The sequence below is a fragment of the Xanthomonas euroxanthea genome (assembly GCF_903989455.1).
Taxonomy (GTDB): Bacteria; Pseudomonadota; Gammaproteobacteria; order Xanthomonadales; family Xanthomonadaceae; genus Xanthomonas; species Xanthomonas euroxanthea.
The window spans coordinates 2,868,855-2,889,547 of sequence record NZ_LR861803.1 but is presented as its reverse complement, the minus strand read 5'-3'; the positions used below and the strand labels follow the sequence as shown (position 1 = coordinate 2,889,547).

16 protein-coding genes, 1 tRNA gene and 1 pseudogene are annotated in these 20,693 nt (G+C 66.8%); 10 read left to right on the top strand and 8 right to left on the bottom strand.

Annotated features, from left to right (window positions below):
• Positions 1 to 463: 463 nt before the first annotated feature.
• Together miaB and H7A86_RS12130 are read right to left on the bottom strand one after the other, a co-directional pair.
• Positions 464 to 1,918, bottom strand: coding sequence for a tRNA (N6-isopentenyl adenosine(37)-C2)-methylthiotransferase MiaB (gene miaB, locus H7A86_RS12135; protein WP_104649064.1), 1,455 nt, complete (start codon positions 1,916 to 1,918; stop codon positions 464 to 466).
• A gap of 38 nt (positions 1,919 to 1,956) precedes the next feature.
• A pseudogene (locus tag H7A86_RS12130) lies at positions 1,957 to 2,545 on the bottom strand (glutathione S-transferase family protein).
• Between the two features lie 155 nt (positions 2,546 to 2,700).
• On the opposite strand from H7A86_RS12130, the gene H7A86_RS12125 reads away from it, so the two are divergent.
• From H7A86_RS12125 to H7A86_RS12095, 7 genes are all read left to right on the top strand, one after another.
• Positions 2,701 to 3,669 carry a helix-turn-helix transcriptional regulator gene (locus tag H7A86_RS12125; protein ID WP_119131418.1) on the top strand — a complete coding sequence of 323 codons (969 nt, stop codon included), beginning with the start codon at positions 2,701 to 2,703 and terminating at the stop codon, positions 3,667 to 3,669.
• A gap of 49 nt (positions 3,670 to 3,718) precedes the next feature.
• Complete coding sequence (locus tag H7A86_RS12120; protein WP_119131419.1) at positions 3,719 to 4,699, top strand: lytic transglycosylase domain-containing protein; 981 nt, start codon at positions 3,719 to 3,721, stop codon at positions 4,697 to 4,699.
• A gap of 377 nt (positions 4,700 to 5,076) precedes the next feature.
• The gene (gene petA / locus H7A86_RS12115) at positions 5,077 to 5,721 is read left to right on the top strand and encodes a ubiquinol-cytochrome c reductase iron-sulfur subunit (protein ID WP_026064126.1); all 645 of its coding nucleotides are present in this window, start codon (positions 5,077 to 5,079) and stop codon (positions 5,719 to 5,721) included.
• The gene (locus tag H7A86_RS12110) at positions 5,721 to 6,980 is read left to right on the top strand and encodes a cytochrome b (RefSeq protein WP_104649060.1); all 1,260 of its coding nucleotides are present in this window, start codon (positions 5,721 to 5,723) and stop codon (positions 6,978 to 6,980) included. Before petA ends, H7A86_RS12110 begins: the two co-directional genes overlap by 1 nt.
• Complete coding sequence (locus H7A86_RS12105) at positions 6,973 to 7,731, top strand: cytochrome c1 (protein ID WP_164740223.1); 759 nt, start codon at positions 6,973 to 6,975, stop codon at positions 7,729 to 7,731. The genes H7A86_RS12110 and H7A86_RS12105 overlap by 8 nt, the downstream gene beginning before the upstream one ends.
• Positions 7,732 to 8,779: 1,048 nt before the next feature.
• On the top strand, positions 8,780 to 9,415 hold the full coding sequence (locus H7A86_RS12100; protein WP_024939278.1) for a glutathione S-transferase N-terminal domain-containing protein: 636 nt from the start codon (positions 8,780 to 8,782) through the stop codon (positions 9,413 to 9,415).
• Positions 9,416 to 9,493: 78 nt separating this feature from the next.
• Positions 9,494 to 9,937: a ClpXP protease specificity-enhancing factor gene (locus H7A86_RS12095; protein ID WP_104582164.1), complete on the top strand. Its 444-nt coding sequence runs from the start codon at positions 9,494 to 9,496 to the stop codon at positions 9,935 to 9,937.
• A gap of 198 nt (positions 9,938 to 10,135) precedes the next feature.
• Here the strand turns inward: H7A86_RS12095 and H7A86_RS12090 are convergent, their stop codons facing one another.
• Positions 10,136 to 10,480 (bottom strand): DUF3301 domain-containing protein, encoded by a 345-nt coding sequence (locus H7A86_RS12090; protein WP_119128642.1) that lies wholly within the window; start codon positions 10,478 to 10,480, stop codon positions 10,136 to 10,138.
• 230 nt (positions 10,481 to 10,710) lie between these two features.
• On the opposite strand from H7A86_RS12090, the gene H7A86_RS12085 reads away from it, so the two are divergent.
• Positions 10,711 to 15,105 carry a DEAD/DEAH box helicase gene (locus H7A86_RS12085; protein ID WP_119131421.1) on the top strand — a complete coding sequence of 1,465 codons (4,395 nt, stop codon included), beginning with the start codon at positions 10,711 to 10,713 and terminating at the stop codon, positions 15,103 to 15,105.
• Here H7A86_RS12085 and H7A86_RS12080 read toward each other — a convergent pair.
• Positions 15,045 to 15,665: a DNA-3-methyladenine glycosylase gene (locus H7A86_RS12080; protein ID WP_119131422.1), complete on the bottom strand. Its 621-nt coding sequence runs from the start codon at positions 15,663 to 15,665 to the stop codon at positions 15,045 to 15,047. The two genes, H7A86_RS12085 and H7A86_RS12080, sit on opposite strands and share 61 nt — an antisense overlap.
• A gap of 296 nt (positions 15,666 to 15,961) precedes the next feature.
• Between H7A86_RS12080 and H7A86_RS12075 the strand changes: the two genes are divergently transcribed.
• Together H7A86_RS12075 and H7A86_RS12070 are read left to right on the top strand one after the other, a co-directional pair.
• A complete protein-coding gene (locus H7A86_RS12075; RefSeq protein WP_119131423.1) occupies positions 15,962 to 17,620 on the top strand; it encodes a methyl-accepting chemotaxis protein in 1,659 nt (552 codons plus the stop codon).
• Positions 17,621 to 17,631: 11 nt separating this feature from the next.
• Positions 17,632 to 18,141 (top strand): chemotaxis protein CheW, encoded by a 510-nt coding sequence (locus H7A86_RS12070; protein ID WP_104582169.1) that lies wholly within the window; start codon positions 17,632 to 17,634, stop codon positions 18,139 to 18,141.
• Positions 18,142 to 18,365: 224 nt separating this feature from the next.
• Here the strand turns inward: H7A86_RS12070 and H7A86_RS12065 are convergent, their stop codons facing one another.
• From H7A86_RS12065 to H7A86_RS12050, 4 genes are all read right to left on the bottom strand, one after another.
• Positions 18,366 to 19,445: a sensor domain-containing diguanylate cyclase gene (locus H7A86_RS12065; RefSeq protein ID WP_119131424.1), complete on the bottom strand. Its 1,080-nt coding sequence runs from the start codon at positions 19,443 to 19,445 to the stop codon at positions 18,366 to 18,368.
• A 206-nt stretch (positions 19,446 to 19,651) separates the two neighbouring features.
• A complete protein-coding gene (locus H7A86_RS12060) occupies positions 19,652 to 19,828 on the bottom strand; it encodes a hypothetical protein (protein ID WP_164739116.1) in 177 nt (58 codons plus the stop codon).
• A 171-nt stretch (positions 19,829 to 19,999) separates the two neighbouring features.
• A tRNA-Ala gene (locus H7A86_RS12055) sits at positions 20,000 to 20,075 on the bottom strand.
• 88 nt (positions 20,076 to 20,163) lie between these two features.
• Complete coding sequence (locus H7A86_RS12050; RefSeq protein ID WP_104649055.1) at positions 20,164 to 20,565, bottom strand: H-NS histone family protein; 402 nt, start codon at positions 20,563 to 20,565, stop codon at positions 20,164 to 20,166.
• Positions 20,566 to 20,693: the final 128 nt, after the last annotated feature.

The following is a 20,693-nucleotide window of genomic DNA, read 5'->3' as shown; positions in this document are numbered from 1 at the left end:
GTGAAATTTTGATCACTCGCTGTGCGTGCTGCGTGCTGCGTGCTGAGGCGAGTCACTGTCGATGTTGTGGCTCTGCGCGATCAACGCATTGCGCGGCCTTTGCGAACGATGCGCGCTGTCGCTGGCTTGCAGACCGAGCATGGTCCAGTGCTGCGCCAGGTCACCGGGCCATTGCCGACGCTCGAGCGCCAGTTGGCGACTCAGCGCGATGCGCACGCCGCTGCTTGCTCGCGAAAGATCGAGGCGCGCGGCGTGACGCGCGTGAGCTCGCCGAAGTGCCAGCGTATTGCACACACGCACGCAGCCACGCAAGGTAAGGACCATCGCAGGCAGATGCGGCGTCGGGCGGCTGACGGCAGCACCACGACCGTCGCGACCGACCAGCACGCACTCTGTCATCCACCACGAATCCGCCACCGAGCGCTGACGGAAGGCGCCAACGCAAGCCGGCGCCCGTGCCGCGTCAGCTTGCGCTGTCGTCCACCTGGATAAGGCCACGCAGCGAATTGCTCATCGCCTCGGTGATCAACACATCGACGAAGTGCCCGATCAGGCGCGGGTTGCCGGGGAAATTCACCGGGCGCATGTTCTCGCTCTTGCCGGTCAACTCGTTCGGATCGCGCCGCGACGGGCCTTCCACCAGTACCCGTTGCACGCTGCCGACCATGGACTGCGAGATACGCGTGGCGTGCGCATTGATCTGCGCCTGCAGGCGGGCAAGCCGCGCCTGCTTGACGGCTTCCGGCGTGTCGTCCTGCAGGTCCGATGCCGGCGTGCCGGGACGCCGCGAATACACGAACGAGAAACTCTGGTCGAAGCCCACATCCTCGATCAGCTTCATGGTCTTTTCGAAATCCGCTTCGGTCTCGCCGGGAAAGCCGACGATGAAGTCCGAGCTGATCGAAATGTCCGGGCGCACCGCGCGCAGCTTGCGGATCTTGGACTTGAATTCCAGTGCGGTGTAGCCACGCTTCATCGCCGACAGGATGCGGTCGCTGCCGGCCTGCACCGGCAGGTGCAGGTAATTGGCCAGCTGCGGCACGTCGCGATAGGCATCCACCAGCGAATCGGAAAATTCCAGCGGATGGGAGGTGGTGAAACGGATACGGCCGATGCCGTCGATCTGCGCGATGGTGCGGATCAACAAGCCCAGATCCGCGTACTGCGCCGCATCGCCGGCATCGGCGCCGTACGCGCCGCGATACGCGTTGACGTTCTGGCCGAGCAGGTTGATCTCGCGCACGCCCTGCGCAGCCAGTTGCGCCACTTCCACCAGCACGTCCTCGAACGGCCGGCTGACTTCCTCGCCGCGGGTGTAGGGCACCACGCAGAACGAGCAGTATTTGGAGCAGCCTTCCATGATCGACACGAATGCCGACGGGCCATCGGCACGCGGCTCGGGCAGGCGATCGAACTTCTCGATTTCCGGAAAGCTGATGTCCACCTGCGACTTGCCCGATTCGCGCCGCGCGCGGATCAGCTCCGGCAGGCGATGCAGGGTCTGCGGGCCGAACACCAGATCCACGTAGGGCGCGCGCTTGACGATGGCCTCGCCTTCCTGTGACGCCACGCAGCCGCCCACCCCGATGATCACCGGCTTGCCGCCGGCCTTCAGTGCCTTCCAGCGGCCGAGCTGGCTGAACACCTTTTCCTGCGCCTTCTCGCGGATGGAGCAGGTGTTGACCAGCACCACGTCGGCGTCTTCGGGGTTGTCGGTCAGCTCCAGGCCCTCGGAGGCGGCGAGCACGTCGGCCATCTTGGCCGAGTCGTACTCGTTCATCTGGCACCCGTGGGTCTTGATGTAGAGCTTGCCGCGCACCACGGCAGGCGCCGACGGGCGGGCCACCGGTAGCGGCAACAGGGCAGGTGCGTCCACGGCGGTGGCTGCGGACAGGTCGGAAACGGATGTCCCGGGCATGGCGCTTATTCCAGGCGGGTAGAAGATAGCCGCACAGTTTACCCGCTTGCGCCGGGCCCGTCCGCCTGGTCAGGCCTTGGCGTTGGTCGCCTCGGCACGTGCAAACGCCGGCCGGTCGGCCATGCGGGCGATGTAGGCGCGGGTGCTGGCAGGCGGATCGATCAGGCCGAAATCGAGCATCCAGCCCAGCGCGCCGCCCCACAGCACATCGGCCGCGCTGCAGCGCTCGCCCAACAGATAGTCGCCCTTGGCCAATTGCGCATCGATCACCTGCAGCACCGTGTCGCAGTCGGCGTAGGGCGAGATCGCGCGCGGCGGCGCGTCGCGCTTCAGCGCGCGGTCGATGATCGCCGGCTCGAACGCCGAGCCGTAGAAGGCCAGCCAGCGCAGGTAGGCGCCGCGATCGGCATCGCCCGGGGCCGGCGAGAGGCCGGCTTCCGGATACAGCTCGGCCAGGTACTGGTAGATCGCACCCTGTTCGGTGACCACGCTGTCGCCGTGCCGGATCGCCGGAATCTTGCCCATCGGGTTGATCGCCAGGTATTGGCTCGTCAGTTGCTCGCCTTTTTCCAGATTGACGATCTGCAGGTCGTAACTGGCGCCGAGCTCTTCCAGCAGCACCAGCACGCCGCGCGAGCGCGAGCGGGGATTGTGGAACAGGGTGATGTGGCGCTGGTCGGACATTGCAGGTTCCTTGGTGGATGCGGCAGGCATGGGCCGCGGTGCCAGCGCCATCCTACGCAGCCATTGCGGACAGTTCCTGTCCGCAATACGGTAGCGCGATGGCTTCGACCGCTGCCCGCTTGTTGCGTCTGCTCGCCCTGCTGCAAGGCGGCCGGACTTGGTCCGGTGCGGCGCTGGCCGAGCGCCTGGAACTGCATCCGCGCAGCGTACGGCGCGCGGTCGAGCGCTTGCGCGAACTGGGCTACCCGGTGCAGGCCGCGCCCGGGGCCGGAGGCGGTTATCAGCTGGGGCAAGGCGCTGCGGCCCTGCCGCTGTTGTTTGAAGAGGACGAAGCGCTGACCGTGGCGATCGCCTTGCGCGCAGCGGCTCCGGTGATGCGCGGCATGGATGCGGCGGCGGCGCGGGTGCTGCGCAAGCTCGATCCGCTGCTGCCGCGGCGCAGCGGCCAGCGTGCCAGTGCGGCGCACGCGGCCACCGCCAGCTTGCCGGTCACCGAGGAGACGGGTGCCCTGGTGGATGCGGCGCTGCTCGCGCAACTGGCCAGCGCCTGCCGCGACCGGGTCACGCTGCGGCTGGACTATCGCCGCCACTCCGGTGCCCCGATTACGCGTTGCGTCGAGCCGGCCCTGCTGGTGAATTACGGGCGGCGCTGGTATCTGCTGGCCTGGGACTGCGAGCGCCAGGACTGGCGCACCTTGCGCGCCGACCGCATCGACCGGGCCGAGACGACCGGTGCGCAATTCGCCGCTCGCGCACTGCCCGAGGAGCCACTGCAACTCCTGCGCAAGGCGATCGGCGAGTCGCCATTCCCGTGCCGGGCACGGGTACGCCTACACGGCACGCTGGAGGCACTCGCCGCGCGCATCCCGCCCTGGCTGGGCGCGCTGGAAGCCGACGGGCCGGCACATTGCTGGCTGGGTCTGGGCGCACCGAGCATGCCGGCCCTGGCGGCCAACCTGCTGCTGCTCGATCTACCTTTCGATGCGATTTCCCCGCAGGCCGTGCGTGCTCCCCTGACCCAGGCGCTGAACGCGTTGCGGACGCGGCTGGGGCAACTGCCCGGATAACCGCGGCAACCACTTGGCAAGCCCGGGCCAAGCTGGGACACTCCGCCGCATGAAGGGGATGTCAAGAGTGCTGGGGCTGCTAGTTGTCACGTTGTCGGCGGCGCCGGCCAGCGCCGGCACCTTGTACAAGTGCGTCAGCGGCGACGGAATCACCAGCTACCTGAGCAAGCGCCAGAGCGGAGCGACCTGCAGCGTCATCAGCAGCTACACCCCGGACCGGTCCGCGCGCCGCGCCGCGCCGTCCACGCTTCGGCCGACGCCGGGGGTGGTCGCCAACCCGGCGCGCAGCAGCGCCACGATCGACAGTGGCGCGCCGGCCACGATCATCAGCCAGCCGGCCAGCCAACCGCCTCCTCGCGTTGCCGAGCTCGCCTCCTCGGCGCTGGGGCCGCGCGCGCAGCCGTCGATCGTGCAGCCGCCCGCTGCCGCCGCGGTCAATCCGCGCCGGGTGGTCAGCGGGCAGGTCTATTCGTATATGAAGGACGGTGTGCGCCATTACACCAGTGCGCGCCCGCGCCAGGTCGCCAGCATCCAGGGCCTGCGCACCATCCACTACAGCTTCATCGAAACCTGTTACGCCTGCGGGGCCAAGCCGGGCGTCAATTTCGGCGCGATCCGGCTCAATACCAACGCCTACCAGCAGGAAATCACTGCGGCCGCGCGCGAGTTCGGGGTCGAGGAGGCGATCGTGCGCGCGATCATCCATGCCGAGTCGGCCTACAACCCGCTGGCACTGAGTCGTGCCGGCGCGCAGGGGTTGATGCAGTTGATGCCCGGGACCGCACGCCGCTTCGGGGTCAGCGATGCCTATGATGCAACGCAAAATATTCGCGGTGGCGTGCAATATCTTTCGTGGTTGCTGAAGCGCTTCAACGGCGATCTCACGCTCGCTGCTGCCGGCTACAACGCGGGCGAGGGCGCGGTGGATCGCTACGGTGGCGTGCCGCCTTACAGCGAGACCCAGCGCTACGTGCAACGCGTCGGCCTGCTGGCCGGACGCTATCGTGGGCAGGCCACGGCAGCCAACTGAGCTGCGTGCCTTCGCACGCATGCGCTGCCCGCTTCGGCCTGCGTTGACCGCAACCAATCGGGACGGATGTCGGGCGGCCACCACGTCGCGCAGGCAGCCTTCGCGGCTGCGCGATGCCGCAGCCCACGCGCAGCAGGTCTTCGGCTGGTGCAGGGTCGATGCCAGCACTGCGTCACAGCTGTCGGTCCTGTGCCAGGCTGGCACGTGATGCAATCGGCGCGCGCCTGCATCCGGTGTTTGCACTGCGCCGGTCCGACTGCGTACATTGCGTTGTCTGTGTATTAAGCGTTCCGCTACACTGCGGTCGATTCATCGCGGCTGGACCCCCCGCCAGCCGTTGGCAGCCTCACGCTACCTAATCAAGATCGGAGAGCCGGATGGCCAACGATGGGGTTAACGCACCTGCGGATATCGGGCGTCGTCGGTTTTTGACCGCGACAACGGCCGTGGTCGGTGCGGTCGGAGCAGGATTTGTCGCAGTTCCGTTCGTGAAGTCGTGGAATCCCAGTGCACGCGCCAAGTTGGCCGGTGCCCCGGTGACTGCCGACATCAGCGCCTTGCAGGAGGGGCAACGGCTGGTTCTGGAATGGCGCGGTCAGCCGATCTGGATCGTCAAGCGCTCCAAGGCGATGCTCGACGCGCTGCCATCGCTGGATGACCGGCTCAAGGATCCCAAGTCCGAGAACAAGGACCAGCAGCCGGACTACGTACTGAAGAATCCCGAATACCGCTCGATCAAGTCCGACATCTCGGTGCTGGTCGGGCTGTGCACGCATCTGGGCTGCTCGCCGGAAATGGTCGCCGAAATCCGCCCCGAGCCCTACGACCCGCAATGGAAGGGCGGCTATTTCTGCCCCTGCCACAAGTCGCGTTTCGACATGTCCGGCCGCGTCTTCGACGGCGTGCCGGCACCGATCAATCTGCTGGTGCCCCCACACCACTACGTGGACGACAACACCCTGGTGATCGGCGTCGATCCCGATGGTGCCGGTACGTCGGCCAACAGCACGGGGGCTGCCTGATGAGCAATATCCTGGTCCGTACCGCCAACGGTGTGTTCGATTGGGTCAACGAACGCGCGCCCGGGCTGATGCCCATGTATCGCAAGCATGTCAGCGAGTACTACGCGCCGAAGAACTTCAACCTCTGGTACTACTTCGGCTCGCTGGCCATCGTGGTGCTGGTCAACCAGATCGTCACCGGCATCTTCCTGACGATGCACTACAAGACCAGCGCCGCCGATGCATTCGCCTCGATCGAATACATCATGCGCGACGTGGAGTGGGGCTGGCTGATCCGCTACATGCACAGCACCGGCGCCTCGCTGTTCTTCATCGTGGTGTATCTGCACATGTTCCGCGGGCTGATGTACGGCAGCTACCAGAAGCCGCGCGAATTGGTGTGGATTCTCGGCATGCTGATCTACCTGGTGCTGATGGCCGAAGCCTTCATGGGTTATGTGCTGCCGTGGGGTCAGATGTCGTTCTGGGGCGCCAAGGTCATCATCTCGCTGTTCGGTGCCATTCCGGTGATCGGCAACGGGCTGACCGAATGGATCATGGGCGACTACCTGCCCGGCGATGCCACGCTCAACCGCTTCTTCGCGCTGCACGTGATCGCGCTGCCGCTGGTGCTGTTGCTGCTGATCGTGCTGCACATCGGCGCGCTGCATGAAGTGGGTTCCAACAATCCCGATGGCGTGGACATCAAGAAGGGGCCGAAGGGCAACCGCTGGGACGCGCACAAGCCGGCCGACGGCATCCCGTTCCACCCGTATTACACGGTCAAGGATCTGGTCGGGGTCGGCTTTCTGCTGTTGATCGCGGCCTTCATCATCTTCTTCGCGCCGGCGTTTGGCGGCCTGTTCCTGGAGCACGACAACTTCACCGAGGCCAATCGCCTGGTGACTCCCGAGCACATCAAGCCGGTCTGGTACTACACGCCGTATTACGCGATGTTGCGGGTTGTGCCGAACAAGCTCGGCGGCGTGCTGGTGATGTTCTCGGCGATCGCGATCCTGTTCCTGGTGCCGTGGCTGGATCGGGCCAAGGTGCGCTCGATCCGCTACCGTGGCTGGATCTCCAAGGTCGCGCTCGGCGTGCTGGTGGTGTGCTTCGTGTGGCTGGGCGTGATCGGCTCCGGCCCCGGCACCGACGCGCACGAAACCTATGTCGGGCGCGTGCTGACCTTCCTGTACTTCGCCTTCTTCATCACCATGCCGGTGTGGACGCGGCTGGACAAGACCAAGCCGGTGCCGGAGCGGGTGACCACCCATGACTAATTCCAACGTGAGGTCATGGACGTCGCGCCTGGTCGCCCTGCTGTGCGGGCTGCTCATTGGCGGCGGTGCGATTGCGGCCGAAGGCGGTGCGGTGCAGCAGGCCGGCAACGACCTGAGCGACCGTGCCTCGCTGCAGCGTGGCGCGCAGTTGTTCATGAACTACTGTTCCGGCTGCCACTCGCTGAAATACCTGCGCTATTCGCGCATGGCCAGCGATCTGGGCTTGAGCGAAGCAGAGGTCATGACCAACCTCAACTTCACCGGCGCCAAGATCGGCGAACACATCGAAGGCACCATGCCGCACGATGCGGCCGCCAAGTGGTTTGGCAAGGCGCCGCCGGATCTGACCCTGATCGCCCGCGTGCGCGGCACCGACTGGGTCTATACCTACCTCAAGTCGTTCTACCTGGATCAGACCCGCCCTCTGGGCTGGAACAACCAGTTGTTCCCGAATGCGTCCATGCCCAACCCGCTGTGGGAGCTGCAAGGACTGCAGCAGGCGCAGTTCGGCCCGCCCGACAAGGCGACCGGCGACAAGCCGGTGCAGGCGCTAAAGCTCGGCCAGCCCGGGCGACAGACGCCGGTGGAGTTCGACCAGACCGTGCGCGACATCGCCAACTTCCTCGAGTACGCGGGCGAGCCGGCGGCGCTGAAACGGCAAAGCATGGGCGTGTGGGTGATCCTGTTCCTGGTCTTGCTCACCTTCATTGCCTACTTGCTCAAGAAGGAATACTGGAAGGACGTGCATTGATCGTGCGGTGAACCCGAGGCGGCGCGCAATGCCGCGGCCGCCCAGGAATAGCAACCGATCGCCCGGTGCATGCAGGCGCTGCGCAGGGCAGGGGTGCGCATGCTATGTGCCGATTCCGGGCCTGGGCCGCGTCCGTCGGCGGTGGCGCAGTCGTTGAGCGGCATGGACGCCGTTCAAGAGCCTAGATCGACTCAAGAGCCTACATCGACGTACTTGCGGCGTGTCCCGCGACGGCGGGCGGGCAAGGGCCCTGCAGCACACTCGCAACGTCGAGTGCGCGTTGCCCTCACCGCTCGAGGGACACGCCGTGAACCCATCCCTGGGGGCTCGGTGGCGGCATCCATGCCGCCACACGGTCCCGCAACCGGCAAGGGCACCGCACCAGACAATTGGTCGGCACTGATCTGAAAGCCGTCTGTCGTGCGGTATGCATCAGACGTGGAGCCGCTGCTCATGATCAAACAAGGCGATTCCAGCACTGCTCTTCCCATGCACACCAACCATCTCGACTGGTCCTTGCCCGGTCACCGTCGCGGGACCCTGAGCGGCATGGATGCCGCGCCGGAGCCTACACGGACGTACTTGCGGCGTGTCCTGCGATGGTGGGCGGGCAAGGGCCCGGCAGCACACTCGCAGCGTCGAGGACGTACTTGTGGCGTGTCCTGCGACGGTGGGCGGGCAAGGGCCCGGCAGCACACTCGCAGCGTCGAGGACGTACTTGCGGCGTGTCCTGCGATGGTGGGCGGGCAAGGGCCCGGCAGCAAACTCGCAGCGTCGAGGACGTACTTGCGGCGTGTCTCGCGACGGTGGGCGTGCAAGGGCCTGTACAGAATCCGCAGGTCCGCCGCGGACCCACCTGCCGATGACGCGTCATCGCCGGCCGCGCCCGACATTGAACGCCACAATATGGCCTGTTGGTGTTTTTGAGGCTCTATCACCCTTGGCTTTTGCGTGACGTGATTGCACACTCGAAGGACCGTGGTGACGGTCGGCGTTGGGCCGGCCGCGCCGATGCGGCCGGCGGATTCCGGTCGTCGGAGAGCCTTGAATGGCGACGAGTGTGCGTATGCGGAATACCTTGACTTTGTTTTCGTCCAACGACGACGTGTTGTGCCACCGGGTCCGTCTGGTCCTGGCGGCGAAAGGGGTGACCTACGACCTGGTGCCGGTCGACCCGCAAAATCCCCCAGAAGATCTGATCGATCTCAATCCCTATCATTCGGTCCCGACCCTGGTCGAACGCGACCTGGTGCTGTACGCCGCATCGGTGGTCAGCGAATACCTGGACGAGCGCTACCCGCATCCGCCGTTGATGCCGGTCGACCCGCTCTCGCGCGCGCGCCTGCGTCTGGCGATGTTGCGGATCGAGCACGACTGGGTGCCGCAGGTGCAGGCCATCCAGCTCGGCAACAAGACCCAGGCCGAAGCCGGCCGCAAGCGCCTGAAGGAACTGCTCACCGCGTCGGTGCCGCTGTTCAAGGCCAGCAAGTTCTTCCTCAATCCGGAAATGAGTCTGGCCGATTGCGCAATGGCGCCGATCATCTGGCGACTGGACGCGTTGGAGATCGGGCTGCCCAAGGATGGCAAGGCGATCGAAGACTACGGCAACCGGATCTTCCGCAATCCCGGCTTCATCCGCAGCCTGACCGATCAGGAAAAGAAACTGCGCGACCTGCCAGGCTGATGCGACGGCTGTATGCCAACAGACCGACGCCGCATCGCGCAGCCGCCGCTGCGGGCCGTGTGCGGGTAAAATGATGCCATGAGCGAAGATTTCCCCCGCATGACCAGCCATCGCCCGTACCTGTTGCGGGCCTTGGTCGAATGGATCAACGACAACGGCATGACGCCGCACGTCCTGGTGGATGCAGGACTGCCCGGCGTGCAGGTGCCTGCCAGTGCGGTCAAGGACGGCCGTGTGGTCCTGAACATCGCCGAGCGCGCCGTGGTCGGGCTGCAGGTCGACAACGAAAGCGTGCAATTCACCGCGCGCTTTGGCGGCGTCAGTTATCCGGTGATGGTGCCGATGGCCGCCGTCCTGGCGGTATATGCGCGCGAGACGGGGCAGGGCATGGCCTTGCCGGACGATATCCCTGGTACCAGCACCGAACCGCCGGATCCGGGTGCGTCGCCGCCGCCGGGCGCGCCCACGCCGGACGAGCCGCCGGCTGCCGGCAAGCGTCCGCATCTGCGCGTGGTCAAGTAACCGGCGACGGGCGCGCACCGCGCGCCCGTGCGGTGCCGCGGCAGGTACGCGTGGTGTGTGCGCCGCGGTCGAATGAGGGCACCGACAGATGCGGTTGCAGTCACTGCGGCGGCTTCTTGAATGCGCTGCAGGACGCTGGTCTTCGGTCGCCGCCTGCAGGCCAGGCGCCTGCATGCGTCCACAGCGACCAGATCGCGGTCAGTTCAGGCGCTGATGATCCGGGCTCAGCGGTGTCACCGTGGCCACTTGCGGTCCGGTAAAGGCGATCAGCTGATCGCCGCGCAGCACCAGGCGGCCGCTGTGCCGGTCGATGCCATCGTGCGAATACTCGAACCGGAACGTCCGCTCGAAGCCCAGCCAGCCGTTGGGCTTGCGACAGATGCGCAGGTTGGTGGAATGCACGCTCTGGTCCAGCCATTGCACGTCGGCGGCGCGGCAGGCGTTGCGGCCGAGGATGTCGGCACGTTCGGCTGCGGCACGCGAGGAGTTCCAGAACGCGTACAGCGCGGCGCCGGCAATCATGAAGAGAATCAGGCTGGGCATGGGCGTCAATGTGCCATGGCACGCGCCCGGTCGACAATCGTCGCGCCGGGCCGCAGTGTTGCGTTGGCCGCCGGCGAGGTCGCGCGCCGGTCGTCATCCGATTTCATGATGCACCGCCATTGCTGCGGCTGGCTTGTGTGGGGCGCAGCGCAACCCCATCCATTGAACTCACCCCCTTGAATCCACGCGCCGTCGGTCCTGGCTTGGCATCACGGCCTGCGGTATCGCCTATGCATCCTGTCCTGCAGCAGTTCCATCCTGTCGTGGCTGCGTGGTTCGCGCAGACCTTCGCTGCGCCCACGCCGGCGCAGATTGCCGCGTGGCCGGCGATCCAGGCCGGACGCCACACGCTGGTAGCCGCGCCCACCGGCTCGGGCAAGACGTTGACGGCGTTCTTCGCGGCGATCGATGCATTGATCCGCGACGGCCTGGCCAACGGTGGCGCGCTGCCGGACGAAACCCGCGTGGTCTACGTCTCGCCGCTGAAGGCGCTGTCCAACGACATCCACCTCAATCTGGATGCGCCGTTGCAGGGCATCCGCACGGCCCTGGTCGCGAGCGGCCTGCCGGACGTGGCAGTGCGCACGGCGGTGCGTACCGGCGACACCCCGCAGCGTGAGCGAGCGCAAGCGCGCCGCACGCCGCCGCATATCCTGGTGACCACGCCGGAGTCCCTGTACGTGCTGTTGGGCTCGGCCTCCGGACGCCATGCGCTACGGCATGTGCGCACCGTCATCGTCGATGAAATCCACGCGGTGGCGGCGGACAAACGCGGCAGCCATCTGAGCCTGACGCTGGAGCGACTGCAGCGGCTGGCCGAGCGCCCCATCACCCGCATTGGCTTATCGGCGACGCAGAAGCCGATCGAGACCGTGGCGCAGTTCCTGGTCGGGGCGGGCGATGCCGGCCAGCCGCCGCCCTGCGAGATCGTGGACATCGGCTACACCCGCAAGCGCGATCTGGCGCTGGCCCTGCCGCCGACGCCGCTGAGCGTGGTGATGTCCAACGATCAGTGGCTGCAGGTGTATGCCGATGTCGCCAGGCTTGCGCAGCAGCATCGCACCACGCTGGTGTTCGTCAACACCCGGCGCATGGCCGAGCGGGCTGCGCGCCATCTTGGCGATCTGCTCGGCAAGCAGCGGGTCGCCGCGCACCACGGCAGCCTGTCGCGCGAAACGCGTCTGCTGGCCGAGCAGCGGCTCAAGGCCGGCGACCTCACCGTGCTGGTGGCCACCGCATCGCTGGAACTGGGCCTGGATATCGGCGATGTGGACCTGGTCTGCCAGCTCGGTTCACCACGCTCGATCGCCACCTTCCTGCAGCGCGCCGGACGCTCCGGGCACAAGGTCGGCGGCACGCCTAAGGCGCGCTTGTTCCCGCAGACCCGCGACGAGCTGGTCGAATGCGCCGCGCTGCTGGACAGCGTGCGCCGCGGTGAGCTGGACGCCTTGCGCATGCCGCTGGCGCCGATCGACGTGCTTGCGCAACAGATCGTGGCCGAGGCCGCGTGCGAGGACTGGGACGAAGACGCGTTGTTCGCCTTGGTGCGTCGTGCCTGGCCGTTCGCGCAGCTGAGCCGTGCGAGCTTCGATGACGTGGTGCGCATGTTGTGCGAGGGCTTCAGCACACGGCTTGGGCCGCGTGCGGGTTACCTGCATCGCGACGCGGTGCATCGGCGCCTGCATGCGCGGCGTGGCGCACGCATGACCGCGCTGACCTCCGGCGGCACCATTCCCGAAACCGGCGACTACAGCGTGGTGCTGGAGCCGCAGGCCGAAAAGATCGGCACGGTGAACGAGGATTTTGCGGTCGAAAGCCTTACCGGCGATGTGTTCCAGCTTGGCAATGCCAGCTACCGCATCCTGCGCGTGGATGCCGGGCGCGTGCGCGTGGAAGATGCCAAGGGCGCGCCACCGAATATCCCGTTCTGGCTGGGCGAGGCGCCCGGGCGCAGCGATGAATTGTCGGCGGCGGTGTCGCGCCTGCGCGGCGAGATTGCGGTGCGGCTGGAGAGCCCGCCACATCAGGCCGCCTGCGACTGGCTGCACGACGTCTTGGGTCTGTCGGTGGAAGCTGCACGCCAACTGGTCGACTATCTCGCCCATGCCTGCACGGCCCTGGGCGCGATGCCGACCCAGCAGTGTCTGGTGATGGAGCGCTTCTTCGATGCCAGTGGCGGCACCCAGCTGGTGATCCACTCGCCGTACGGCAGCCGCATCAACCGTGCCTGGGGACTGGCGTTGCGCAAGCGCTTCTGCCGCACCTTCAACTTCGAACTGCAGGCCGCCGCAACCGAGGATGCGATCGTGTTGTCGCTGTCCACCAGCCACAGTTTTGCGCTGGAGGAGGTGGCCCGCTACCTGCATTCGTCATCGGCCGAGCATGTGTTGATCCAGGCGCTGCTGGATGCACCGCTGTTCGGCGTGCGCTGGCGCTGGAATGCGACCAATGCGATGGCGCTGCCGCGCTTTGCCGGCGGCCACAAGGTCGCGCCGCAACTGCAACGGATGAAGTCGGAGGATCTGCTGGCGACCGTGTTCCCCGACCAGGTCGCCTGCGCGGAGAACCTGGTCGGCGAGCGCGAGGTGCCGGACCACCCGTTGGTGGCGCAGACGCTGGAAGACTGCCTGCATCAGTCCATGGACAGCGAGGGCTGGTTGCAGGTGCTGCGCGGGCTGGAGTCGGGCGCGATCACGTTGGTGGCGCGCGATCTGGCGGCACCGTCGCCGCTGGCGGCCGAAGCCTTGAATGCGCGGCCGTATGCCTTCCTGGACGACGCACCGCTGGAGGAGCGCCGCACCCAGGCCGTGCAGAGCCGTCGCTATACGCCGCAGAGCAGCGACGACCTGGGGCAGCTCGATCCCGAGGCCATCGCCTCGGTGCGTGAACAGGCCTGGCCGCAGCCGCGCGATGCCGAAGAAGTGCACGAGGCGTTGGTCGGGCTCGGTGTGCTTCCGGTCGATGAAGCCGGCGATGTGCAATGGCAGGCGTGGCTGGCTGCACTCGCCGGCGATGGGCGCGCCAGTTGTCTCGCCTTCGACGGGGTGCCCGCGTTGTGGATCAGTGCCGAGCGCATCGACTGGTTTGTGCCGCTGTATCCGCATGCCGTTGCCCAACCGCCGCTACAGGCGCCGGCAGATTGCCGCGTTGCCGACTGGCAGCGCGACTGGGCCGTGCGCGAGCTGCTGCGCGGGCGCCTGTCTGCGGTCGGCCCGGCGCAGGTACCGGCCCTGGCGGGTGCATTGCGCCTGCCAGAGTCCGAGATCGTGCTTGCCCTGGCCGCGCTGCAGCGCGAGGGCTATGTCATGGCCGGCCACTTCAGCGCGCAGGCGCAGTCGGAAGAATGGTGCGAACGTCATCTGCTGGCGCGCATCCATCGCTATACCCTGGGGCGGTTGCGCCGCGAGATCGAGCCGGTGGCGCAACGCGACTACGCGCGTTTCCTGTTCGAGTGGCAGCACGTCGATGGCGCCAGCCGTGTGGCAGGGCCGGACGCACTGGCCGGCGTGGTCGGGCAGCTGGAAGGCTTCGAGGCCCCCGCAGTGCTGTGGGAGAGCGAGCTGCTGCCGGCACGCGTGCGCGACTACCAACCGGCCTGGCTGGACGAGCTGTGCACCGCCGGGCGCACCGTATGGGCGCGGCTGCGGCCCGGCGGCAGCCGTGGCGGTGCCGCGCTGCGCAGCACGCCGATCGTGTTGCTGCCGCGCCGCGCGGCGCAACGCTGGAGCAGCCTGGCACGCGATGGCGACGACGCACCATTGGGTTCGCGCGCGCAACGGGTGGCGGAGGTCCTGCAGCAGCAAGGCGCCTTGTTCTTCGACGAGATTGCCGATGCGGCCCGGCTGATGAGCACCGAATTGGAAGATGCCCTGAGCGAACTGGTGATGCGCGGGCGTGCGCATTGCGACAGTTATGCCGGGCTGCGCGCGTTGCTGGTGCCGGCATCCAAGCGGCCTTCGGCGCTGTCGCGCCACCGGCGCCGCGCCAGTGCCCTGGGCATTCGCGATGCCGGGCGCTGGGCGCCGGTGCGCGCGCTGCCGGAGTTGCCGCTGGCCGAAGCCGGCGAGCGTCATCAGGACATGCTCGAACATGTGGCGCACACCTTGTTGCGTCGCTACGGCGTGGTCTGTTGGCGGCTGCTGGAGCGCGAGGCGGCATGGTTGCCGCCGTGGCGCGAATTGCTGCGCATGTACCAACGCCTGGAAGCGCGCGGCGAAATCCGTGGCGGGCGTTTCATCGCCGGCCTGTCCGGCGAGCAGTTCGCGTTGCCGGATGCGATCGCCGCCCTGCGTCGCGTACGTGCGCAAGCCTTGCCGCAGCAGTGGGTGTGCGTGAGTGCGAGCGACCCGTGCAATCTGCTGGGCAGCCTCCTGCCGGGCGAGCGCGTCGCGCGCGTGCCCGGCAATCGGGTGGCCTATCTCGATGGCCTGCCGATGGCGGTATGGGCGGCCGATCGCTTCCAGCCGCTGCAGGACCTGAGTACCGAGCAGGCCGAGCAGGCCCTGCGCCTGCTGCAGCGTGGGCCTGGCGCCGCCGAGCAGACGCCGATGGAGCAGTGGCTGGCTCAGTCGCCCGGCAGCACCGTGTGCGCGCCTGTCGCCCGTGGCAGCGGACGCGACAGATAGCGGCTATCGGGTACCACCCAGCGCCATGGTGCATCCATCGCCTTGCGGATGCCGATGCGCGGCGTTGCCAGCGGCCCGGATGGCGGCGGCAGGCCATCGTCCTCGATCCACAGGCGTGCGCGCGCGTCGGTCAGGTCCAGCCCGTTGTCCGCGGCGTTCACGCCAAATGCCTGGGCCAGGCGACCGGGGCCGGTGGTCAAGGTGTTGAGCGGGGCGGCGTTGCGCGCGGCCTGCATAGTGGCGATCCCGGCCAACGGTTCGAGCGCGCGGATCAGCACCGCATGCCCGGGCGCACCACCGCATACCGCGTTGATCGCCCAGTGCATGCCGTAGATGAAATACACATATAGATGCCCCGGCGCGCCGAACATCACCTGCGTGCGTGGGGTCATGCCGCGAAACGAATGCGCGGCCGGATCCTCGCTGCCGCAATACGCCTCGACCTCGGTGATGCGGCCGCGGCGCCCATCCGCGCTGACCAGCACCTTGTTGAGCAATCGCGGTGCGACCTGGCGGGCATCGTGCGCATAGAAAGTGCGTGGAAGTGGCTGTGGCGACATGCGCCAAGCCTAACCGTGCAGTCGTGATGTCGCTGCGGACTGTCCGGGCATCAATCCCGGGGTAGGAATTTTCTGAATGCCTGGCCCTGTGAGCGCGTGACCGGTCACAAAAGCGCATATCCGATGGCGTGAATACGCGGTTAAGCACCGTTTGTGTCTCAAGCGCGTTTTGGCGTCGCCGATAGCCATTAGCGATTGGTTAGACAAGCCGCATCGCAGCGAGCGGCATCCGCATCACGCCACCGGGCGACCCTGCACTGCAGGTCGCACATGCACCATCTCAAGAGAACTTCCCAATGTTAGGCAACTTCAGAATTGGAACCAGGCTGATCGTGGCGTTCCTGATCGTCTCGGCGATCGGCGCATGCATCGGCTGGGTCGGCTATTCCAACTCCGGTCGTATCAGCGACCTGTCGACCTCGCTGTACCAGCGCGAGCTGCTCGGCCTGTCGAACGTGAAGGAGGCCAATATCAACCTCATCTACGCCGGCCGCGCACGCGCCAACCTGTTGTTGGCCAGCAGCGCCGAAGAGCGTCAGTCGCATGTGCAGAACATCGACAAGTACACCGCCAAGGTGGTCGACTACATGACGCGCGCGCGGCCCAGTTTCCAGACCGAGGAAGGCAGGAACAAGCTGGCGCAATTCGACCGCGCCTGGCAGAAATACCTGGAAGAGCGCGGCCGCTTCATCGACGCCGCCAACCGCGAAGCCTTGCGCGACGCCAATCCGGAACTGGCCGAGTTGTCGCGTGCGGTACGTGCCAGCTCGGATGAAGTCGATAGCCTGATGACCGACCTGAGCGGGCTGCGCGAGCGCAGTGCCGCCTCGGCCAATGCCGAAGCCGGCAGCATCCACACGCGCAGCTCCCAGCTGCTGATCGCCATCATCTGCGGCGGCGTGCTGCTCGGCGCGATTCTCGGCGTGGTGATCAGCCGTAGCGTCACCGGCCCGATCCGCCGCGCGGTGACGGTGGCCAACGGGCTGTCCGAAGGCGATCTGACCATGCGCATCGACGTGCATGGCCGCGACGAGACCGCGCAGCTGCTCGAAGCGATGCGTACGATGGTGCAGAAGCTGTCGCAGGTGGTCGGCGAGGTCAACACCAGTGCCGAAACCCTGGCCAGCGCGTCGGAAGAAGTCAGCGCCACCGCGCAATCGTTGTCGCAGGCTGCCAGCGAACAGGCCGCCGGTGTCGAAGAGACCAGCGCCTCGCTGGAACAGATGACCGCATCGATCAGCCAGAACACCGAAAATGCCCGCATCACCGATGGCATGGCCACGCAGGCCGCCAAAGAAACCATCGAAGGCGGCGAAGCGGTGGTCGCCACCACCCAGGCGATGAAGCAGATTGCGCAGAAGATCGGCATCATCGACGACATCGCGTACCAGACCAATCTGCTCGCGCTCAACGCGGCGATCGAGGCGGCGCGCGCCGGCGAGCATGGCAAGGGTTTTGCCGTGGTGGCCGCCGAGGTGCGCAAGCTGGCCGAACGCAGCCAGGTGGCCGCGCAGGAGATTGGCGAGGTGGCCAGTTCCAGCGTCGAACTGGCCGATCGTGCCGGCCGTCTGCTCGACACCATCGTACCCAGCATCAAGCGCACCTCGGACCTGGTGCAGGAGATTTCCGCCGCGTCCGAGGAACAATCCTCCGGCGTCAGCCAGATCAATTCGGCGGTGGTGCAGCTGAGCCAGACCACCCAGCAGAACGCCAGTGCATCGGAAGAACTGGCCGCCACTGCCGAGGAAATGAGCGCGCAGGCCGAGCAGCTGCAGCAGAGCATGGCGTTCTTCCGCCTGAGCGGGCAGGGGCCTGCGAGCACCCCGCCCAAGCGCGGCAAGGTGGCGGCCGCAGGCCCGGCACGTGCGCCTGGAACGCGCGGCTGGCGCAGCACCGCGGCGCCGGCCTATGCGATGTCCGAGGGCCCGGACGAAGGCCAGTTCGCCCGCTTCTGAGAGACCGATCGATGACTGCACAGACCCCCGATGTGATGCCTGGCGACGCCGCTGCGGCAGCCCAGTACCTGACCTTCCAGCTGGATGGTGAAATCTTCGCCATCAGCATTGTTGGCATTCGCGAAATCATCCAGTACCGCGCGCCCACGCCGGTGCCGTCGATGCCGGCCTGCGTGCGCGGGGTGATCAATCTGCGCGGTGCGGTGGTACCGGTGGTGGACCTGCAGGCGCGGCTGGGGCGTGCCGACAGTGCGATCAGCAAACGCAGCTGCATCGTGATCCTGGCCACCGAACAAGCGCAGGGACCGCAGGTGATCGGGGTGCTGGTCGATGCGGTCAACGCGGTGATCGAACTGGCCGATCAGGACATCGAAGCGGCGCCGTCATTCGGCACGCATATCCGCCGCGACCTGCTGCGCGGCATGGGCAAGGTGGGCGAGCGCTTCGTGGTGCTGCTGGAGATGGACCAGGTGCTGCAGGTGGATGAGATTGCCGGCAACACCGATGCCTTGGCAGCCTGAGCCCGGCCAGGCGCAGCCCACCAACACGGCTGCGGACTCGCCGGGCGGCTGCCCGCCACGTGTGATCGACCATTGAAGGAAGCGGGCGCGGATGTACGCACTGCATCCGCAACCGCAACGACTGCAGCCGGACACCGGCATCGACCACGCCGCCCGAGGCCGCGTGGCCGGGGCGATCCGCGCGCTGGTGACCGACCTCCTCAGACCTGGGTGTGGTCTGCCGCTCAGTCCTGCCGATGCCAGCCATCGAAGCGACGCACGCAGTTGCGTCCCTTGCCGATCGCGCCCTGCAGGGCGTGCCGTGCACGCGCCAGCAAGGCATTGCTGTCGAGCGACGTACCGGCTGCCACCTCGACCAGGCCGGCGCTGATCGTCAGTGCACCGGCTGGCCAGCGCGCCGCTTCGATCGCCCTGCGCACGTCCTCGATCATCTCCATGGCCTCGGTCGCCGCTGTCTCCGGCACTGCGACACAGAGCTGGTCGCGGCTCAACCGCGCCACCGTGGCGGTCTCCGGCAGCTGCGCTTCGATCATCCTGGCAGCCTGGACCAGCGTGGCGTCCGCTGCTGCCGTTCCAGCCTGCAGCTTCAGCCGCTTGAAGCCGTCCAGGTCGATCAGTGCCAGCGCAAGCGATGGCGACGCGGCCGTCTCCGATCCCTGTGCCAGCGTCTGCAGTGCCTGCTCCAGGCCGGCGCGATTCCACACGCCGGTGAGGTCATCGCGCAATGCGTCCAGCTCGACCAGTCTGGCCGCACGCTGCAACTCGATGGTGTTGACGACCTGCCTGGCCAGTGCCTGCAGTGCGTCGCGCTCGGCGACCGACAGGCGGCGGGGTGTGCGATCCAGCACGCACAGCGTGCCCAGCGCGATCCCGTCGGAGGTCAGCAGCGGGGCGCCGGCATAGAAGCGGATCTGCGGCTCGCCGGTGACCAGCGCGTTGCGCACGAAGCGCGCATCCAGCTGGGTGTCGCCCACTTCCATCACATGATCGGGTTCGAGGATGGCGTGGGCACAGAACGACAGCTCGCGCGGGGTTTCACTCGGCGCCATGCCCAGCTTCGACTTGAACCACTGGCGCTGCGTGTCGATCAGCGAAATCAGTGCCATCGGCGTACGGCAGACCGCCGCCGCGATCGAGGTGAATTCGTCGTAGACCGGCTCCGGAGCGGTGTCCAGAAGCTGGTAGTCCTGCAGTGCAGCCAGGCGTTCGTCTTCGTTGGCCGGTACCTGCGCCGCTACGGCGGCATCGCCTGGCAACAGCGTCGCGTGGAAGAGTTGCAGCGCGGACGCATCAGGAATCTGCATACGAAGACCACCGGAACAGGGCGCCGTCAGGCGAGGGAGGTGTGCGTGCGGCGAGGGCGTGTCGCAGCCCATCGCGCGCGCTGGTTGGCGTAGGCCTCATCCACCCCGGCGGATGACGGCTGTCGCCGATCTTGCCACATCGGGCAGGGCGGAGCAGCGCCAGCGAACCCGCGCTGAGGCGCTGCGAAACCGCCCTGCTCGGCAGGTCATTCGCCCTGGCCGGCGTTGCCCTTGGGGCGGCGGGTCTGTTCGTCATGGACCTGCAGGTCTTCCTGTCCGGGGCGCTGCTTGGCGGCCTCATCCTGTTTGCGATCCTGCTGGCTCTCCGAAACACCGTGCTGGTTGTCGGCGGCCTTGTCGGGCTGGCTCTGCTTGTTGTTCATGGCTTGCGTCCGGCGTGATGATGAGACGGACGTTAGCGCGCACGATGTGATCCCGGCGACATGGCCGTGACCGGCACCGGCACTGCACCAGCCGACGCGCTCCCGATGCACACGCCCGACACGAAAAGGCCCAGGAAACATGGCGTTTCCGAGGCCCTACGGTTGAAACAATGGTGGAGCGGAAGGGGATCGAACCCTCGACCTTCGCGATGCGAACGCGACGCTCTCCCAGCTGAGCTACCGCCCCACGTGTCCTGATTCTACCCACATGTGGCGCGATTCGCCAAGCAGGCCGGCGGCGTGGATCGCCGCCCGAAGACGCGATCCTGCGGCAATCACTCGCGGACGAGCGGGAACTTGAGGTCCGGATTCTTGGCCTTCCATTCCTTGTACGACACCGACCCTTCCCAGGCGGCGAAGGCCTTGGGCGTGCGGCCGCGACCGGACCAGGTCTCGCCGGTGTGCGGCAGTTCGTACTTCGGCTTGACTTCGCTGCGGCCGCTCTTGACCACGTCCTTGCGTGCAGCAGTGGTGCCCAGGTAAGCGGCAATATCGTTGCGCTGCTTGGTGTTGAAGTGGCCGGCAAACTGTTCCAGCAGCGAGACGATGGTGGCATGCGCAGAGGATGCCTCGCTGGCGCGCTCGGTCTTTTCCTGTTCTTCCAGCTTCTGCAGCTCGTCCAGCAGCTTGGCTTTGGCTTGTGCGATGGAATCCAGTTTGGAAGTGGTATTGCTCACAGAGGTATAGCCTCGGAATAAGTGGTGGAGACGTTGCCCGATGGACACGCGTCATTATGGCATGTGGCCCGGAGGCGGCCGTTGCGCGCGCGCGCCTGCAGATAGTGACCAGGCCTTTCACAGGGCCT